The 16,317-nt window shown below is 69.4% G+C and carries 9 protein-coding genes; 6 read left to right on the top strand and 3 right to left on the bottom strand.

Annotated features, from left to right (window positions below; genetic code table 11):
- The first annotated feature begins 2 nt into the window (after positions 1-2).
- The gene (locus BZZ08_RS06525; RefSeq protein ID WP_104631176.1) at positions 3-1,028 is read left to right on the top strand and encodes a hypothetical protein; all 1,026 of its coding nucleotides are present in this window, start codon (positions 3-5) and stop codon (positions 1,026-1,028) included.
- A gap of 69 nt (positions 1,029-1,097) precedes the next feature.
- Here the strand turns inward: BZZ08_RS06525 and BZZ08_RS06520 are convergent, their stop codons facing one another.
- Positions 1,098-2,207, bottom strand: a complete 1,110-nt coding sequence (locus BZZ08_RS06520) for an LCP family glycopolymer transferase (RefSeq protein ID WP_446750237.1) — start codon at positions 2,205-2,207, stop codon at positions 1,098-1,100.
- 337 nt (positions 2,208-2,544) lie between these two features.
- Here BZZ08_RS06520 and BZZ08_RS06515 point away from each other — a divergent pair, with 337 nt between their 5' ends.
- From BZZ08_RS06515 to BZZ08_RS06495, 5 genes are all read left to right on the top strand, one after another.
- Positions 2,545-3,672, top strand: a complete 1,128-nt coding sequence (locus tag BZZ08_RS06515; RefSeq protein WP_104631175.1) for a hypothetical protein — start codon at positions 2,545-2,547, stop codon at positions 3,670-3,672.
- Between the two features lie 388 nt (positions 3,673-4,060).
- Positions 4,061-5,758 carry a stealth family protein gene (locus BZZ08_RS06510; protein WP_446750236.1) on the top strand — a complete coding sequence of 566 codons (1,698 nt, stop codon included), beginning with the start codon at positions 4,061-4,063 and terminating at the stop codon, positions 5,756-5,758.
- A complete protein-coding gene (locus tag BZZ08_RS39800; protein ID WP_104631173.1) occupies positions 5,755-8,508 on the top strand; it encodes a bifunctional glycosyltransferase/CDP-glycerol:glycerophosphate glycerophosphotransferase in 2,754 nt (917 codons plus the stop codon). The genes BZZ08_RS06510 and BZZ08_RS39800 overlap by 4 nt, the downstream gene beginning before the upstream one ends.
- 21 nt (positions 8,509-8,529) lie before the next feature.
- Positions 8,530-10,005: a glycosyltransferase family 2 protein gene (locus BZZ08_RS06500; RefSeq protein WP_104631172.1), complete on the top strand. Its 1,476-nt coding sequence runs from the start codon at positions 8,530-8,532 to the stop codon at positions 10,003-10,005.
- Positions 10,006-10,055: 50 nt separating this feature from the next.
- Complete coding sequence (locus BZZ08_RS06495; protein ID WP_133169154.1) at positions 10,056-12,797, top strand: bifunctional glycosyltransferase/CDP-glycerol:glycerophosphate glycerophosphotransferase; 2,742 nt, start codon at positions 10,056-10,058, stop codon at positions 12,795-12,797.
- An 85-nt stretch (positions 12,798-12,882) separates the two neighbouring features.
- Here BZZ08_RS06495 and BZZ08_RS06490 read toward each other — a convergent pair whose 3' ends face one another.
- Together BZZ08_RS06490 and BZZ08_RS06485 are read right to left on the bottom strand one after the other, a co-directional pair.
- Complete coding sequence (locus tag BZZ08_RS06490; RefSeq protein ID WP_104631170.1) at positions 12,883-15,012, bottom strand: 3-hydroxyacyl-CoA dehydrogenase NAD-binding domain-containing protein; 2,130 nt, start codon at positions 15,010-15,012, stop codon at positions 12,883-12,885.
- Positions 15,009-16,226 carry a thiolase family protein gene (locus tag BZZ08_RS06485; RefSeq protein WP_104631169.1) on the bottom strand — a complete coding sequence of 406 codons (1,218 nt, stop codon included), beginning with the start codon at positions 16,224-16,226 and terminating at the stop codon, positions 15,009-15,011. Before BZZ08_RS06485 ends, BZZ08_RS06490 begins: the two co-directional genes overlap by 4 nt.
- Positions 16,227-16,317: the final 91 nt, after the last annotated feature.

Here is a 16,317-nt window from a genome sequence, read left to right as displayed (position 1 = left end):
CGGTGAATGGCGACTGGCTTCTCCTCGGCCGCGACGGCCGCCTCAGTGTGTACCTCCCGTCGAACGACGCCGCCCTGTGGCGCGCCGAACGCGCGCCCGCGGGCCCCTGGGAGCCCCCGCGCCGCATCGGCGGCGACCAGGAACTGCACCCGGGCGGCCTCGCGGCCGGCCGGGGCCCCGACGGCTACGCCCACCTGGTCGCCTGGCGCCCGACCGGTGCCGACCGCTGTGCCCTGGTGCACACCACGCACTTCCGGCCGCTGCTCGCGCCCCTGGACTGGCAGCCGGCCGGCCACCCCAACAAGCAGGGCGGCCGCACCGGCACCCCCGCCGTCGCGGTCGACGCGCAGGGCCGCGCCCATGTCTTCGTCCGCAACGGCGGCGGCGGCATGAGCATGGTGGCCCAGCAGGAGAAGGGCGGCTGGGAGCCCTGGCGGGACCTGAAGGGCCGCGGCGTCCAGGAGTCGCCCGCCGCCGTCACGGCCGACTCCGGCCTGGTCGAGCTGTACGCGTCCGTCGAGGGCGGCATCCTGCACTGGAGCCAGGACAAACCGGGTGCGCGACCGGTGCTGGGGGAGCGCCTCGACGCGGCCGTCCGCCCGGGCACCCTGCGCGCCCTGGCGACCTCCACGGAGCACACCACGGTCTTCTTCACCGACGACGACACCGGTGAGCTGTGCGCCTGGCGCCCCGGTGGCAAACCGACCCCCTTGGTGGCCGCCGCCGGCCCCGGCCCCGTGGCCGCCGTCCGCACCGTCATAGACGGCCACGACTGCACGCTGCTCGCCCAGCGTTCGGCGGGCAGCGGCCGTGTCGCCTTCGCCGCGTACCCCACGGAACTGGAGGAGATGGGCGCGGCCTGGACCGAGTCGGGCCCCGCCCTGCCGTCCGACGCGACCGTCTCCCTGGCCCTGGACACCGACGGCCGCCTGGCGGCGGCCACCCTGTCCCCGTCGTCCGGCCAACTGCTGCTGACCCGCCGGAAGGACGAGGCGGGGCTGGCACTGGGGGCTTGGGGGGCGGTCTGAGGGAACGGCGAGAACCGGGGGAGGGCCCCGACGGCCTTCTCCCCCCCCGGTGGACCTACCGGTGGCGGGTCAGGAAGTCTTGCCGCCCGCGGGGGACTTCTTCGCCGACTCCGGGATCTCCTTGTCGCCGCGGATCGCCTTCCACAGCGTGGAGGCCTGCGGCTGAGCGGCCACCACCCGGTTCGGGTCGATCTTGTCGTACGCCACCGGCAGCATGATGGTCTCCATCGTCGACGGGTCGACCCCGTTCAGGCTGCGTCCGAAGTCCGCGAGCGCGGTGAGCGAGGCGAGTTCGGAGTCGGTGGTCAGGGCCGCGGTGAGAGTGTCGGCGATCTTGTACGTCTTGGTCGGGCTGCCCAGGAGGTCCTGCTTCTTGATCTCGCTCAGCAGGGCGATCATGAACTCCTGCTGGAGCCCGATCCGCCCGAGGTCGCTGCCGTCACCGATGCCGTGCCGGGTGCGCACGAAGGCCAGCGAGTCGGTGCCGTTCAGCTTGTGGGTACCGGCCGTCAGGTCGAGCCCGCTGGACTTGTCGTGGATGTCCTGGTCGACGGTGACGGTGACGCCGCCTATCGCGTCCACCAGGTCCTTGAAGCCCGCGAAGTCGATCTCCACGTAGTGGTCCATGCGGACCCCGGACATCTTCTCCACCGTCTTGACCACGCAGGCCGGACCGACCTGCGAATAGACGGAGTTGAACATCACACGCTCGGCCGAGGCCACCTCGGAGCCGTCCGGCTTGGTGCACTCGGGCCGGGTCACCAGGGTGTCACGCGGGATGCTGACGGCGACGGCCTCCTTGCGCCCCTCGGGGATGTGCATCACCAGCGCCGTGTCGGAACGGGCCCCCGCGACCTTGCCGGTGTTCAGTCCGGCGTTGTCGCCCGCGCGCGAGTCGGAACCGAGGACCAGGATGTTCTGCCCGGAGGTGGGGAGCTTCTCCGGCCGGTCCTTGCCGATCGCGTCGTTGATGTCGACGCCGTCGATGTTGCCGTTGAGGTCGCTGTAGAGCCAGTAGGCGGTGCCGCCCGCTGCCACGACGAGTACCGCCAGGCCGAGCAGGATGTTTCGTCCGGTACGGCGCTTCTTCTTCCCGTTCTTCCCGGCTCGTCGGCTCCCCCGCCCCTCGCGCGGCGATTGAGGGGCAGGCGGCACGGGGGTACTCAGGTCGTGGCTCACGGCGGGTCCTCGCAACTCGTGCCCTGAGGGCAGGAGCAGGCCGCTCCCGTGAGGGGCCGGGTCGGTGCTGCTCGGCTGACGCTTGGTTGGCATTGAACTATAGACACGCGGTCGAGCACTCGTACGACCGATGTGCCCGGTGTGTGCCCCGACGGGAGAGCGAGCCGTCCGGTCCACCCGTGGCTCCGCGCGCGCCGGCACCTGCTGGAGAGACCGCTGTGCGAGGCCCGTGCGGTACCGGCAGAGACCTGGGACACCTGTTCGGTCGTGCGTATGATGTGGCGAATTCTGGAGTCATCTGTGGACACCAGGACCGGCGTGGGAGGGGACGGCACACATGCGCGGCAGAGGTGCGCAGGCGGTGGACCGGGAGACCCGGCCCGGTGTCACGACCGGGGTGCGGCCCCAGCGCGCGTCCGTGACCTCTGCGGCCACGGGGTCATGGCTGCTGCGCGGGAACGACGACCGCCTCAGTGCCTACGCGCTGGTCGAGGGCGGTGTGCACCGCTGGACGGAGACCGCGGTGGGCGGCGGCCGCTTCAGCGGGCCGGACTTCTTTCCCGTCGAGGGGCTGACGTGTCTGGCCGTGGCCCAGGGGGCCAACCGCTACGCGCACTTCCTCGGGCGCAGGGAGCGGTCGGGCGGTGGCGGGCCGAAGGCCGATCTGGTCTACGCCGTGCAGTACCAGACGGGGCGGACGCTCGGCGACTGGCGTTCCCTCGGCAACCCCTTCCGTGACCCCAGGGAGGCGGCGAGCCTCGGTGCGCCGACTGCCGCCGTCGACGGACAGGGCACGGTCCACGTCTTCGTCTCCGGTGGCCCCGGCGGGGTCATGCTGCGGCGCGAGGCCAGGAGCGGGGCGTGGGAGGCATGGAAGGACCTGCGCGGCGGCGCGGTCGCGGGCGGACTGAGCGCCGCGGCGAACTCGGCCGGGCTGGTCGAACTGCTCGCGCCGGGGCACCGCTCGGTCATGCACTGGGTGCAGACGGAACCCGGGGCGGATCTGCGGCGGGCGCAGGACCTCACCCCGGCTCCCGTGCCCGGCTCGGCCGCGCTCCTCGAAACCTCGCCAGGAGTGTTCACCGCGTACTGGTCCGAACAGAGCGGGACGGGGGTCTACGCGCAGCGGCCCGGTGAGTGGGCCTTCCCCGCCGGCGGGGCGCCGGGGGAGGGACCTCACGCCACGCTCCGTGCCGCCGTCGACGGCTACGACTGCACGGTCCTGGCCCACCAGGGACGTACGGGGACAGCCGTGCTGGGCGTGTGCGGCACCGGCGCCGAGTCCGGCGGGCTGTGGTGGACCGACACCGGGCTGGCCTGTGCCGGCACTCCGGCGCTCGCACTGGACGGACATGGCCGGATCGTCATGGCGATGGTCGCCGCGGACGGCGCCGTTTTGGTGAACAGGCAGCGGCCGGAGCCGGGGCTGACCCTGTCCGACTGGGAGCGCCTGCCGGGCAGTTGAGAGCGCGCCTGTACAGCACACCGCGCTGAAAGTCCAGAGCGACAAATGGTTGTACCCGTCGCATGTGGTGATCGTCACGCGTCGCAAGCTGTCTGTTGGCTGTCTTGATCTGGACTTTTAGGAAACCATTATGTGAAAGTTTGATGGATTGCCGGTGTGTGGCGATCGCGGTCGAATCGGGGGTGATGGGCCCCCGTGTCTGGGAATGCGTGCTTCTTCTAGTCCAAGGCCCCACACAGCGAGGTGTGGAAGTCCTTGGAGGGCAGAGCTGCTGGGTACGGATGGTGGATGCCTCGTGGGTGGCTCGGACAACCCTGAAGCCGGAGCGCTGATTTCGGCGTACCGGTCTGCGGTCCCGACCGGCGCGAGGCGACGCATCGTCCGCGGGGTGCCGACCCCCGTCCGCAGGGCGGTGAAGTCCTCGCTCACCGCCGCCGACTCCGTACGCTCCGCCGCGGTGGTCTGGGCGATGGGAGGCAAGCGCAACGCTCCTCGGCACAGCCCCGCCCACACCCGGCGAGTCGTCCGGGTCGGCCGCCGCCACATGCGTGCGCTGCTGGTCGAGGGGGCGACGGACTGGGCGGCCCGGGCCCGCAACCTCAACATCGTGGTCTCCGTTCTGGAGTCGGCGGGCATCGACTACTTCTGCGTGCGCGGCACGAACAGCGGACTGCCCGCCGTCGCCGTCCCCACCGCGTCCCGCCCGCTGGTGGAGGAGATGCTCCGGCTGGCCTTCGACCAGGCCCCGGGCTACGTGGGACCGGCCACCGGCGGCGAGGCCCGCATGGAGCCCGGCGACGAGGAGCGGTCCTGGCGGCAGCTGCGCAACCACAAGGTGCTGAGGGTCGCCTGGTACGTGTGCGACCCGACCCAGCAACTGGTCTTCGGCGCGGCCAGCGGATGCGACATCGAGATGTGGACGGAGCGGGACGGGGAGCTGCGCGCTCCGCGGCCCAACCGGGTCATCGACGCGGTTCCGGTGGACGCCGCGCGCAAGTCGGCGCCGCAGAGCCTCTTCAGCCCCATACCCCCCGCATACCGCACGGGGAAGGCCCGGACGCTGGCCGAGTTCGCCGTACCGCTCCCCGAGGACCACCAGTTCCCCATCGATGTCGTGTACACCTGGGTGGACGACTCGGACCCGGTCTGGCGGGCCTCGCGCGACCGTGTGCGCCGGGGGTTCTCCGCGGACGGGCTGCACGAGCAGGCGGCGAACGACTCGCGGTTCACCAGCCGTGACGAACTGCGTTACTCACTGCGGTCGCTCCACCAGAACGCACCCTGGGTGCGCAACATCTATCTCGTGACGGCGGGGCAGGTGCCGTCCTGGCTCCAGACGCAGCACGCGAACCTCCGGGTGGTGGACCACCGGGAGATCTTCTCCGAGGCCACCGCCCTGCCGACGTTCAACTCCCACGCCATCGAGAGCCAGCTGCACCACATTCCCGGCCTCTCGGAGTGCTTCCTCTACCTGAACGACGACGTGTTCTTCGGCCGGCCGGTCACGCCCGCGCACTTCTTCCACCCGAACGGCATCACCAAGTTCTTCACCTCGCCCGCATTGATACCGGGCGGGGCCGCCTCCCCGGACGACCTCCCCGTCAATGCCGCGGGAAAGAACAGTCGTTGGCTCATTGCGCAGAAATTCGGTACCGCCATTTCCCAGAAGATGAAGCACACCCCGCACGCGCTGCGCAGGAGTGTGCTGGAGGAGATCGAGGAGACCTTCGCGCAGGAGCACGCCGCCACCCAGCATTCGCGTTTCCGCTCCCCGGACGACGTGCCGATCGCCTCCTCGCTGCACCACTATTTCGCCTATCACTCGGCGCGGGCCACGGTGGGGGAGATCCAGTACCGGTACATCGACCTCTCGGCGGATCTCGCCGACCGGCGCCTCAACACCCTCCTCGCCAACCGGAACATGGACACCTTCTGCCTCAACGACACGGTCGAAGCGGCTGACCCGGAAGCGCAACGGATCATGCTGGATCGTTTCCTCAAGGCCTACTTCCCGGTGCCCAGCCCTTATGAAGTGGCGGACCACAGGAACGCCATCGAGCCTGCGAGCGAGCCCCACCGCACATGAATGCCTATGACGTCACGCTGGTCGTGCCGGTGTACAACGTGGAGCAGTACCTCCAGGAGTGCCTGGACTCCATCGCGGCGCAGACGGTGTTCGAGCGCTGCGAGGTCCTGCTCGTCGACAACGGCAGCACGGACGGCTCGTACCGGCTCTGCGCCGAGTTCGCCCGTCGGCACACCAACACCACCGTGCTGGTGCGCCGCGGCGGGGGCGCCGGAGCGGCCCGCAACCTCGGGATGGACCGGGCGACCAGTGCCCGCATCACCTTCTGCGACTCCGACGACGTCCTGCCGCCCGCCGCGCTGGAACACCTGTTGGCGGCTGCCACGAGGACCGGCGCCCAGGTCGTGGTGGGGATGATGGAGACGTTCCCCAAGCCGACCAACTGGGCGTGGAAGGGGTACTTCGGCAAGGGCGACCAGACGTTCGGCAGCGTGGCGGAGCTGCCCGAGCTGGTGCACAGCGCCAGTGCCTGCAACAAGCTCTTCGACCTCGCCTACCTGCGCTCCCACGGCATCCGCTTCGCGGAGGGCGTCCACTTCGAGGACGCCTACGTCGGCGTGGCCGCGCTCGTGCTCGCCACCCGCCTCGCCCTGGTCGACCAGTGCGTCTACCAGTACCGCAAGCGCGCGGCGGGCAACTCGACCATGGACGCGATCTGGACGCGGCGGCAGAACTACTGGGACCACCTGCGGCTGGTGGAGCACCTGCACCGGATGGGCGCGGGCCTCCCAGACCTCTCGCGGGCCGTGCTCGACCTCTTCCTGGTCCGGAGCTACCAGGGCTTCGCCCTCCGGGCGCCCGACCTCTTCCATGGGGCCGAACTGGAAGACATCTACTCGCGGTGTCGTGCGGTCTACCGCGACGTCGAGCCGGACCTGGTCCTCAGGGCCACCGCCGACGCCCGCCACCGCGTGGCCTACCTCGCGTTCGCCACCGGGGACTTCGGCCTCTTCGCGGACCGGGCGGCCCGACTGCACAAGCTCTCCGTACGTGACGGTGGCGCCTGCCTCCTCGGCGACCTTCCCGACCGGCTGGCCCCGTTGGCGCGGGCCACCCCCTTCACCGCCCACCTCGAACACGTCCGCGAGGTGCCGGGAACCGGAACGCTGAGGCTCTCCGGGCGGTTCGACGTGGGCGGCATGCCCATGGTCCGGCCGCTGGACGCGCACCTGAGCCTGCGCGTACGCGGAAGCCGTCTCAGCGTCCCCGCCACCCAGGTCCGCCGGCGGGACATGAGGAACACGCGGCCGGACACCGAATGGGGCGGCTTCACCGCGGAACTGCCCATCGACGCCCTGCGGCAGGGCGTCCACGACCTGGAGTTCGCCGTCGACGCCGAGGGCGGCCAGGCGGTCACCCCGTGTCTGGTCGCCGCGGGCTACCTGCGCGGGGCCCGCGTCGTCGAACATGGCGGGACTCGGGTGGTGGCGCACTGGAAGGGGAGGAACCGGGCGATCCTGATGGTCCTCGGGACGGCCCGCCGACTCGGCGGACGCACGGTGCTGGGCGGCCTTGTCGCCAAGGACGCCAAACACGTACTGCGCCGACGGCCCTTCTGGAAGCAGCGTCTGCTCCGACTGCTCACCAAGCCGCTGAAGCCGCTGTTCCTGGGGCGGGACATCTGGCTGTTCGGGGAGCGGGGCGACACCGCGCAGGACAACGGGTGGCATCTGTTCCGCCACGTGCGCACCTCCGGAGGGCGGCGCGGGGCGTACTACGTGATCCGGGCCGGCAGCCCGGACAGAGTCCACCTGGCCGGGCTCGGACACGTCGTCGCGCACAGCTCCTGGAAGCACAAGCTGCTGATGCTGCACGCGACCGCACTGATCAACGCCTATGACATCGACACCTACATGCTGCCCGACGGCTGGGACCGGACCCGCTATCTCAAGCACCTGAGCTGGCGCGTGGGTGCGCGCCGGATCTTCCTGCAGCACGGGGTGACGGACAAGGACGTCAGCAAGGGCCTGCACCGCAACCGCACGGGTGTCGATCTCATCCTCGCGGTGAGCCGGGACGAGGGGCGATTCCTGTCGGAGGAACTCGGCTACGAGGGCCAGGTGGAGGTCAGCGGTTTTCCCCGCTTCGACGCGCTGACCCCTGCTCGCGGCAGCCGCACGATCCTCTTCATGCCGACGTGGCGCGCCTATCTGACCGTCGCCTCCTACAGCCGTGACGGCGGTGGCCGCGAGGCGCGACAGGCCGCGCGCGACCGGTTCCTCGCCTCCGGCTACCGGGAATTCATGGTCCGCTTCCTGAACGACCCGGCTCTGCTGGCCGCACTGGACCGGTACGACTACACCCTGGAATTCCTGCCGCACTACGAAATGCGCGCGATGGTCGGGGACATGGCGCCGGACCGGAAACGGGTCCGGATCGTCGATCAGAACGAGATCAGTGTGCAGGAGGCCATGCGCCGTTGCGATCTCTTCGTCACGGACTGGTCGTCGACCGCGTTCGACGTCGCGTACCTCGGGACGCCCCTGGTGTACGCGCAGTTCGACGCCGACGAATATTGGGACGGGCATTACCAGAAGGGGTACTTCGACGCCCGCCGGGACGGTTTCGGGCCGGTGTGCGAAACCGTCGAAGAGACCGTCGCCGAAGTGGTGCGCTACATGCGGGAAGGATGTGCGCGGGAGCCCGAGTACCTGCGACGGGCGGAGGATTTCTTCGAGTACCGGGACCAGCAGAACAGTGTGAGGGCCTCGGAAGCGATCGACAGCCTCATTCGGGGTTCGAAGCATTGATGTGGTGTTCCAGGAGGAAATATGTCCCAAGGCAACCGTGACGTCACGGTCGTCGTGCCGTTCCGCGACGTCCAGAACTACTTCGGCGAGTTTCTGGAGTCGGTGGCCGCGCAGACGGCTTTGGCGCGTGCCCATGTGATCCTCGTCGACAACGGCAGCACCGACCAGTCGGTGGCGATCGCGAGCGAGTTCGCCGGCCGGCACGCCAACGTCGACCTGGTCGCCCAGCCCGAGGGCAGGGCCGGGGATGCGCGCAACATGGGCATGGACATGGCGACAACGCCGTACATCGTCTTCTGGGACGCCGACGACATGGTGCCCGAGCGGTCCCTGGAAGTGCTCCGCAACACCATCGTCAAGACGCGGGCCACGGTCGTCGTGGGACGGGAGAAGCACGTTCCGAAGCCGGTCAAGGCACCGTGGCACAAGTACTTCGGCAAGAACGTCAAGACAGTGAGCAGCGTCGTCGACATTCCTGACCTGATCCACTCGGCGTCCTGCTGGAACAAGATCTTCGACCTCGATCTGCTGCGTTCCCAGGGCATACGGTTCGGTACCGGCACCGCCTTCGAGGACGCCTACGTCTCGCTGCCCGCGCTGCTGCTCTCGGAGCGCATCGCCCTGGTCGACGCTCCCGTCTACGAGTACCGCAGGCGCGGTGACGGCACCTCCGTCATGGACACCATCTGGGACCTCCCGCAGAACTACGCCGACCAGTTGGTGATGCTGGAGTACCTCGCGGCGATGCGCCAGACGCTCACGCCGTACCAGCAGGAAACGCTGGAACGGTTTCTGGTCCGCAGCATGCAGGGCTTCCTGCTCAGAGCACCGAACATCTTCGGCGAGGCCGACTGCCGACAGCTCTTCGAGCGCTGCCGCGCGCTCTACTGGGGGATCACCTCCGAGCAGTTCGCGCGCAGTACCAACGACACCAGGCACCGGCTCCCGTACCTCGCGCTGCATGTCGGAGACTTCGACCTCTTCTACCGTCCGGCCTCCGTCCTCGGCCCCGTCTTCGGCCGCGAGGGGGACCTCTACGTCGACTACCCGGGCACGTCGTGGGGGCTGCCGCTCACGAAGGTCACGTCCGTCCCGGCCCGGATCGAGGGCGTCTCCGCGGGTGACGGCGGGACAGCGGTGATCCACGGCCGCTTCTCGGTCAACGGTGTCCCCGACGAACTGCTGGCCAAGCTGGAGCTGCAGGTCTGGTTCGAACGCAGCGGCACGACCCTTCCGGCGGTGAACCACGGACACTCCCACGACCGGCCGGACCAGGCGGGAGCGGTCTTCAGCGTCACCGTCGACCCCCGGCAGTTCCCGGCCGGCTCCTTCCCCGTGCGCCTCGTGGTGTGCACCCGGGGGAGGGACGTCTCGCGCCCCTGCGCCGTCTCCCCGGCCCTGGCCCAGAACCCGCCCGTCAACGGATTCCACGGCCTCGCCCGGATCGCTGCCGAGGGCGGTACCGCCCAACTGGTCATCGAGTCCAGCCAGCACTGATCAGCGCCCGCTCCAGAAATGGGGTATTCGTCAGAAATCAGGAGTCCTTCGTGTTCGAGCCCCTCTACGCCGTCGCCGTCGTCGTCCCCATCTTCAACGTGGAGAGATATCTCCCGGAGTGCCTGGACTCGCTGGCCCGCCAGACGATCTTCGACCGCTGCCAGGTGGTCCTGGTCGACAACGGCAGCAGCGACAGCTCGGCCGCCATCGCAGCGGAATTCGCAGCGCGGCACCCCAATGTATGGGCGTTCGTGCACGCGGAGGGAAAGGCAGGAGGGGCCAGGAACGCGGGGATGGACCTGGTCAGCGCCCGCTACATCACGTTCTGCGACTCCGACGACGTACTGCCTGACGACGCCCTGGAAACCATGTGGCGGACCGCGGTCAAGGAGCGGGTGCCGCTCACCATCGGGCGGATGGAGACGTTCCCGGAGGAGACCAACTGGCCCTGGCTGCGCTACTTCGGCAAGCAGGTGCAGGTGCACCCCGGAATCGAGAACATTCCGGAGATGATCCATGGCGGCAGCGCCTGCCACAAGCTCTTCGACATCGAGTTCATCCGCGCGAACAACATCCGGTTCCGCGAAGGCGTGCACTTCGAGGACGCGTTCTTCTCGGTGCCCGCCATGCTGCTCGCGGACCGCATCGCCATGGTGCCGAGCACGGTCTACAAGTACCGCAAGCGGGCGGCCGAGGACTCCACCATGGACAAGCTGTGGGAGCGCACGGCGAACTACTGGGACCACCTCCTTCTGGAGGAGTACCTGATGACCCTCCGCTCCCGCCTCTCCGGCCACCGGCAGGAGGTCCTCAACCGGTTCCTGGTGCGCAGCTACCAGGGATTCGCCCTGCGCGCGCCGCAGATCCTGCCGGAGGAAGAGCTGTTCCAGCTCTTCCAGCGGGCCCGTGCGGTCTACACGCTGGTGACACCCGACGCGGTCCTGGCGTCCACCCACGACGCCCGCCACCGGGTGCCGTTCCTCGCGATGTACATGAACTGGTACGAGCTCTTCGCCCGCCCGGACCAAGCGATCGGCGGTGTGTACGGACGAGGCGGGGACCTCTACCTCGACGTGGCGGTGCCGAGCGCACTGCTTCCGCTCACCAAGGTCTCCTCCACCAGCGTGCACGTGGAACGGATCCAGGCGGACCCGGAGTCCGGCGGCGTCCTGGTCGCCGGACGGTTCGTCCTCAACGGACTCCCGATGGGCCGCCCCATGCGCAACCGACTGCAACTGTGGGTGGAGAAGAGCGGTCAGATGGTGCCCGCCCAGCAGGTCTGGCGCAGTGACCTGCTGGCCACACGGGACGACCTCGCCTGGGGCGGATTCGAGGCGGTCGTGCCGGCAGGCGCACTCAAGGACGGCGAATTCCCGCTGAAGCTGGTCTTCTGCACCTCCGGCCGCGATGTCTCGCGCCCGTGCATGACCACCACGGCGATGCTGCGGAGCGCCCGGCCCATGAAGGTCGCGGACCGCTGGGTCCTTCCGCTGTCGAAGGGCAAGGACAACGCCGTACTGGTGGTACGGGAAGCGCGGGGCCGGGACGGGGACAAGGACTGGGAGGAGTTCCTCCAGGAACTGGACCACGACCAGAAGAAGCGCAAGGCACCCTTCTGGCGCGCTCGCGCCATCCGGCGGGCCACGCTCCGGTTCTACGGCCGCAAGGAGATCTGGCTGATCGGCGAGCGCAGGGACACCGCGCAGGACAACAGCCTGCACCTGTTCACCTATCTGCGTAAGCACGAGCGTCGCCGCAAGGCCTACTACATCATCGAGAAGGGCAGCGCGGACCGGGCCAAGCTGAAGCGCCTGGGGAACGTGGTGGCGCACAGTTCCTGGAAGCACAAGCTCCTCATGCTGCACGCGTCGCTGCTCATCAACGCCTACGACATCGACTCGTACATGCTCCCGGACGGCTGGGACCGCACGAAGTACCTCAAGCACCTCAACTGGCGCATCGGGGCCCGGCGGGTCTTCCTCCAGCACGGGGTCACGGACGAGGACGGCAGCAAGGCGCTGCACCGCAACCGGACCGGAGTGGACCTGGTGTTCGCGACCAGTGACCGGGAGGCCCAGTACTTCTCCGAGCACATGCACTACGGCGACCAGGCCAAGGCGCTGGGCTTCCCGCGCTTCGACGCCCTGCAGCCGGACCGCGGCCGCAGGCGGGTCCTGCTGATGCCCACCTGGCGCAAGTACCTGACGATCCCCTCCTACCTCCAGCAGGACGGTGCCGACCAGGACGCCGTCGACGAGATCTTCCGGGAGTCGACCTACCGCGAATTCATGGTGCAGCTGCTGCGCCACCCGAAGCTCATGGAGGCGCTGGAGCACTACGACTACGTGCTCGACTTCCTTCCGCACTACGAGATGCGGAACATGATCGACGGAGTGGTGCCGGAGCACCCCCGGGTGCAGCGCCTGGACCAGACCAAGGTCAGCGTTCAGACGGCGCTGCGCCAGTGCGACCTGTTCATCACCGACTGGTCCTCGGTCCACTTCGACATGGCCTACCTCGGCACGCCGCTCGTCTATGCCCGGTTCGACCCGGACGAGTACTGGGCGAAGCACGCCAGGAAGGGGTACTTCGAAGCCGCGTACGACGGGTTCGGGCCGGTGTGCGGCAACGTCGAGGAAGTGGTGACCGAGGTGATCCGGTACCTCAGCAACGGGTGTGTCCGGGAGCCGGAGTACGACTACCGGGCGCGTGCCTTCTTCGCCTTCGAGGACCGCGACAACTGCGCCCGCGCGACGGCCGCCATCGCCGAGCTTGCCGCGTCGGAAGGCTAGAACCGACGAAAGGGGCGCGGGGTGCCCGCGAGACCGGCCACGGCCGATCCGCGGGCGCCTCGCGCCCCTTCGACGACGGACCCGTCTACGCGGGCACGCTCGCCACCCCCGCCTCCAGGAACCGCTTCCCGTTCACCCGCTGCGCGACGCCCTCGCGGTCCAGGTACGGCGTGATGCCGCCCAGGTGGAAGGGCCAGCCGGCGCCGGTGATCAGGCAGAGGTCGATGTCCTGGGCCTCGGCGACGACGCCCTCGTCGAGCATCAGGCCGATCTCCTGGGCCACCGCGTCGAGTACCCGCGCCCGCACCTGCTCCTCCGTGAGGACGGTGTCGCCCTGCTTGAGGAGCGCGGCGACCTCCGGGTCCAGCTCGGGCTTCCCGCTGTCGTAGACGTAGAAGCCGCGCTTGCCCGCCTCGACGACCGCCTTCAGGTTCGGGGAGACCGTGAAGCGCTCGGGGAAGGCCCGGTTGAGGGTCTCCGAGACGTGCAGGCCGATCGCGGGGCCGACCAGCTCCAGGAGGACCAGCGGGGACATCGGCAGGCCGAGGGGCTCCACCGCCTTCTCCGCCACCGGCACCGGGGTGCCCTCGTCGATGACGTTCTGGATCTCGCCCATGAAGCGGGTCAGGATGCGGTTGACCACGAACGCCGGGGCGTCCTTGACCAGGACCGCGGTCTTCTTCAGCTTCTTGGCGACGCCGAACGCCGTGGCCAGCGAGGCCTCGTCGGTCTGCTCGCCGCGCACGATCTCCAGCAGCGGGAGGATCGCGACCGGGTTGAAGAAGTGGAAGCCGACGACCCGCTCGGGGTGCTTCAGCTTCGACGCCATCTCCGAGACGGAGAGGGAGGAGGTGTTCGTGGCCAGGATCGCGTGCGCCGGGGCGACCGCCTCGACCTCCGCGAAGACCTTCTGCTTGACGCCCATCTCCTCGAAGACGGCCTCGATCACGAAGTCCGCGTCCGCGAAGCCCTCGGCCTTGTCCAGGACGCCGGTCACCAGGGCCTTCAGGCGGTTGGCCTTGTCCTGGTTGATACGGCCCTTGCCGAGCAGCTTGTCGATCTCGGCGTGGACGTAGCCCACACCCTTGTCGACGCGTTCCTGGTCGATGTCGGTCAGGACGACCGGGACCTCCAGGCGGCGCAGGAAGAGCAGCGCGAGCTGGGAGGCCATCAGGCCGGCGCCGACGACGCCCACCTTGGTGACCGGGCGGGCCAGCGACTTGTCGGGCGCACCCGCCGGGCGCTTGCCGCGCTTCTGGACCAGGTTGAAGGCGTAGATGCCGGAGCGCAGTTCGCCGCCCATGATGAGGTCGGCGAGGGCCTGGTCCTCGGCGTCGTAGCCCTGCTGGAGGTCGCCGTTCTTGGCGGCGGCGATGATGTCCAGGGCGCGGTAGGCGGCCGGGGCCGCGCCGTGCACCTTGGAGTCCGCGAGGAACCGGCCCCGCGCGACGGCCTGGTCCCAGGCCTCGCCGCGGTCGATCGCCGGACGCTCGACGGCGAGTTCGCCCTTGAGGACGGACGCCGTCCAGATCAGCGACTGCTCCAGGAAGTCCGCGCCCTCGAAGATCGCGTCCGCGATGCCGAGTTCGTAGACCTGCTTGCCCTTGAGCTGCTTGTTCTGGTTGAGGCTGTTCTCGATGATCACCGAGACGGCCCGGTCGGCGCCGATCAGGTTCGGCAGCAGCGTGCAGCCGCCCCAGCCGGGGACCAGGCCGAGGAAGACCTCGGGGAGGGAGAAGGCCGGGAGGGCCGCCGACACCGTGCGGTAGGTGCAGTGCAGGCCGATCTCCACGCCGCCGCCCATGGCCGCGCCGTTGTAGTACGCGAAGGACGGCACCGCCAGGTTCGCCAGGCGCTTGAGGACGTCGTGGCCGCCCTTGCCGATGGCCAGCGCGTCCTCGTGCCGCTTCAGCAGCTCGACGCCCTTGAGGTCGGCGCCGACCGCGAAGATGAACGGCTTGCCGGTGACGCCGACGCCGACGATGTCGCCGTCCGCGGCCTCCTTCTCGACCTGGTCGAGGGCGGCGTCGATGTTCGCCAGCGACTGCGGGCCGAGCGTGGTCGGCTTGGTGTGGTCGTGGCCGTTGTCCAGGGTGATGAGCGCGAAGCGCCCAGCGCCCAGGGGCAGGTCGAAGTGGCGTACGTGTGCCTGCGTGACGACCTCGCCGGGGAACAGCTCGGCCGCACCCTTCAGCAGCTCTGCGGTGGTGCTCACTTGTCCCCCTCGAAGTGCGGGTTCTCCCAGATGACCGTCGCGCCCATGCCGAAGCCGACGCACATGGTGGTCAGGCCGTAGCGGACGTGCGGCTGTTCCTCGAACTGGCGGGCCAGCTGGGTCATCAGGCGGACGCCCGACGAGGCCAGCGGGTGGCCGAACGCGATGGCGCCGCCGTACTGGTTGACGCGCGCGTCGTCGTCGGCGATGCCGTAGTGCTCCAGGAAGGCGAGCACCTGGACGGCGAAGGCCTCGTTGATCTCGAACAGGCCGATGTCGTCGATGGACAGGCCGGCCTGGGCCAGGGCCTTCTCCGTGGCCGGGATGGGGCCGTAGCCCATGACCTCCGGCTCGACGCCCGCGAAGGAGTACGCGACCAGGCGCATCTTGACCGGCAGGCCGTTCTCACGGGCGAAGTCCTCGCTCGCGATGAGGGAGGCGGTCGCACCGTCGTTCAGACCGGCCGCGTTGCCCGCGGTGACCCGGCCGTGCACGCGGAACGGCGTCTTCAGGCCCGCCAGGTTCTCCAGCGTGGTGCCCGGACGCATCGGCTCGTCGGCGGTGACCAGGCCCCAGCCCGTCTCGCCGGCCTCCTCGTTGGTGCGGCGCACCGAGATCGGCACCAGGTCGGCCTGGATCTGGCCGTTGGCGTACGCCTTGGCGGCCTTCTCCTGCGAGCGCACGGCGTACTCGTCGGCGCGCTGCTTGGTGATGCTCGGGTAGCGGTCGTGCAGGTTCTCCGCGGTCATGCCCATGAACAGGGCGGACTCGTCGACCAGCTTCTCGCTGACGAACCGCGGGTTCGGGTCCACGCCCTCGCCCATCGGGTGGCGGCCCATGTGCTCCACACCGCCCGCGATGGCGACGTCGTACGCGCCGAAGGCGACGGAGCCGGCCACGGTGGTGACGGCGGTCAGGGCGCCCGCGCACATGCGGTCGATGGAGTAGCCGGGGACCGAGGTGGGCAGGCCCGCCAGGATGCCGGCGGTGCGGCCGATGGTCAGGCCCTGGTCACCGATCTGCGTGGTCGCGGCGACGGCGACCTCGTCGATCTTCTTGGGGTCGAGACCGGGGTTGCGGCGCAGCAGCTCCCGGATCGCCTTCACGACCAGGTCGTCGGCGCGGGTCTCGTGGTAGATGCCCTTCGGGCCCGCCTTGCCGAACGGGGTGCGGACGCCGTCGACGAAGACGACGTCCCTGACGGTACGAGGCACGATGGCTCTCCTCCAGGGTGCGGGATGGCACTGCTGCGGCACGCATGCACTGAGCGCGCGCTCAGTCCCCATGCTACTTATGAGTAACGTA

Source organism: Streptomyces sp. MH60, assembly GCF_002939385.1.
Taxonomy (GTDB): domain Bacteria; phylum Actinomycetota; class Actinomycetes; order Streptomycetales; family Streptomycetaceae; genus Streptomyces.
Note: the sequence above shows the minus strand (reverse complement) of the source record. Positions and strands in the feature narration are given on the sequence as shown.

Bases quoted from the DNA above. Each gene is read 5' to 3' on its own strand.
- BZZ08_RS39800 (WP_104631173.1), top strand. From the start codon at position 5,755: ATGAATGCCTATGACGTCACGCTGGTCGTGCCGGTGTACAACGTGGAG.
- BZZ08_RS06515 (WP_104631175.1), top strand. From the start codon at position 2,545: ATGCGCGGCAGAGGTGCGCAGGCGGTGGACCGGGAGACCCGGCCCGGT.
- BZZ08_RS06500 (WP_104631172.1), top strand. From the start codon at position 8,530: ATGTCCCAAGGCAACCGTGACGTCACGGTCGTCGTGCCGTTCCGCGAC.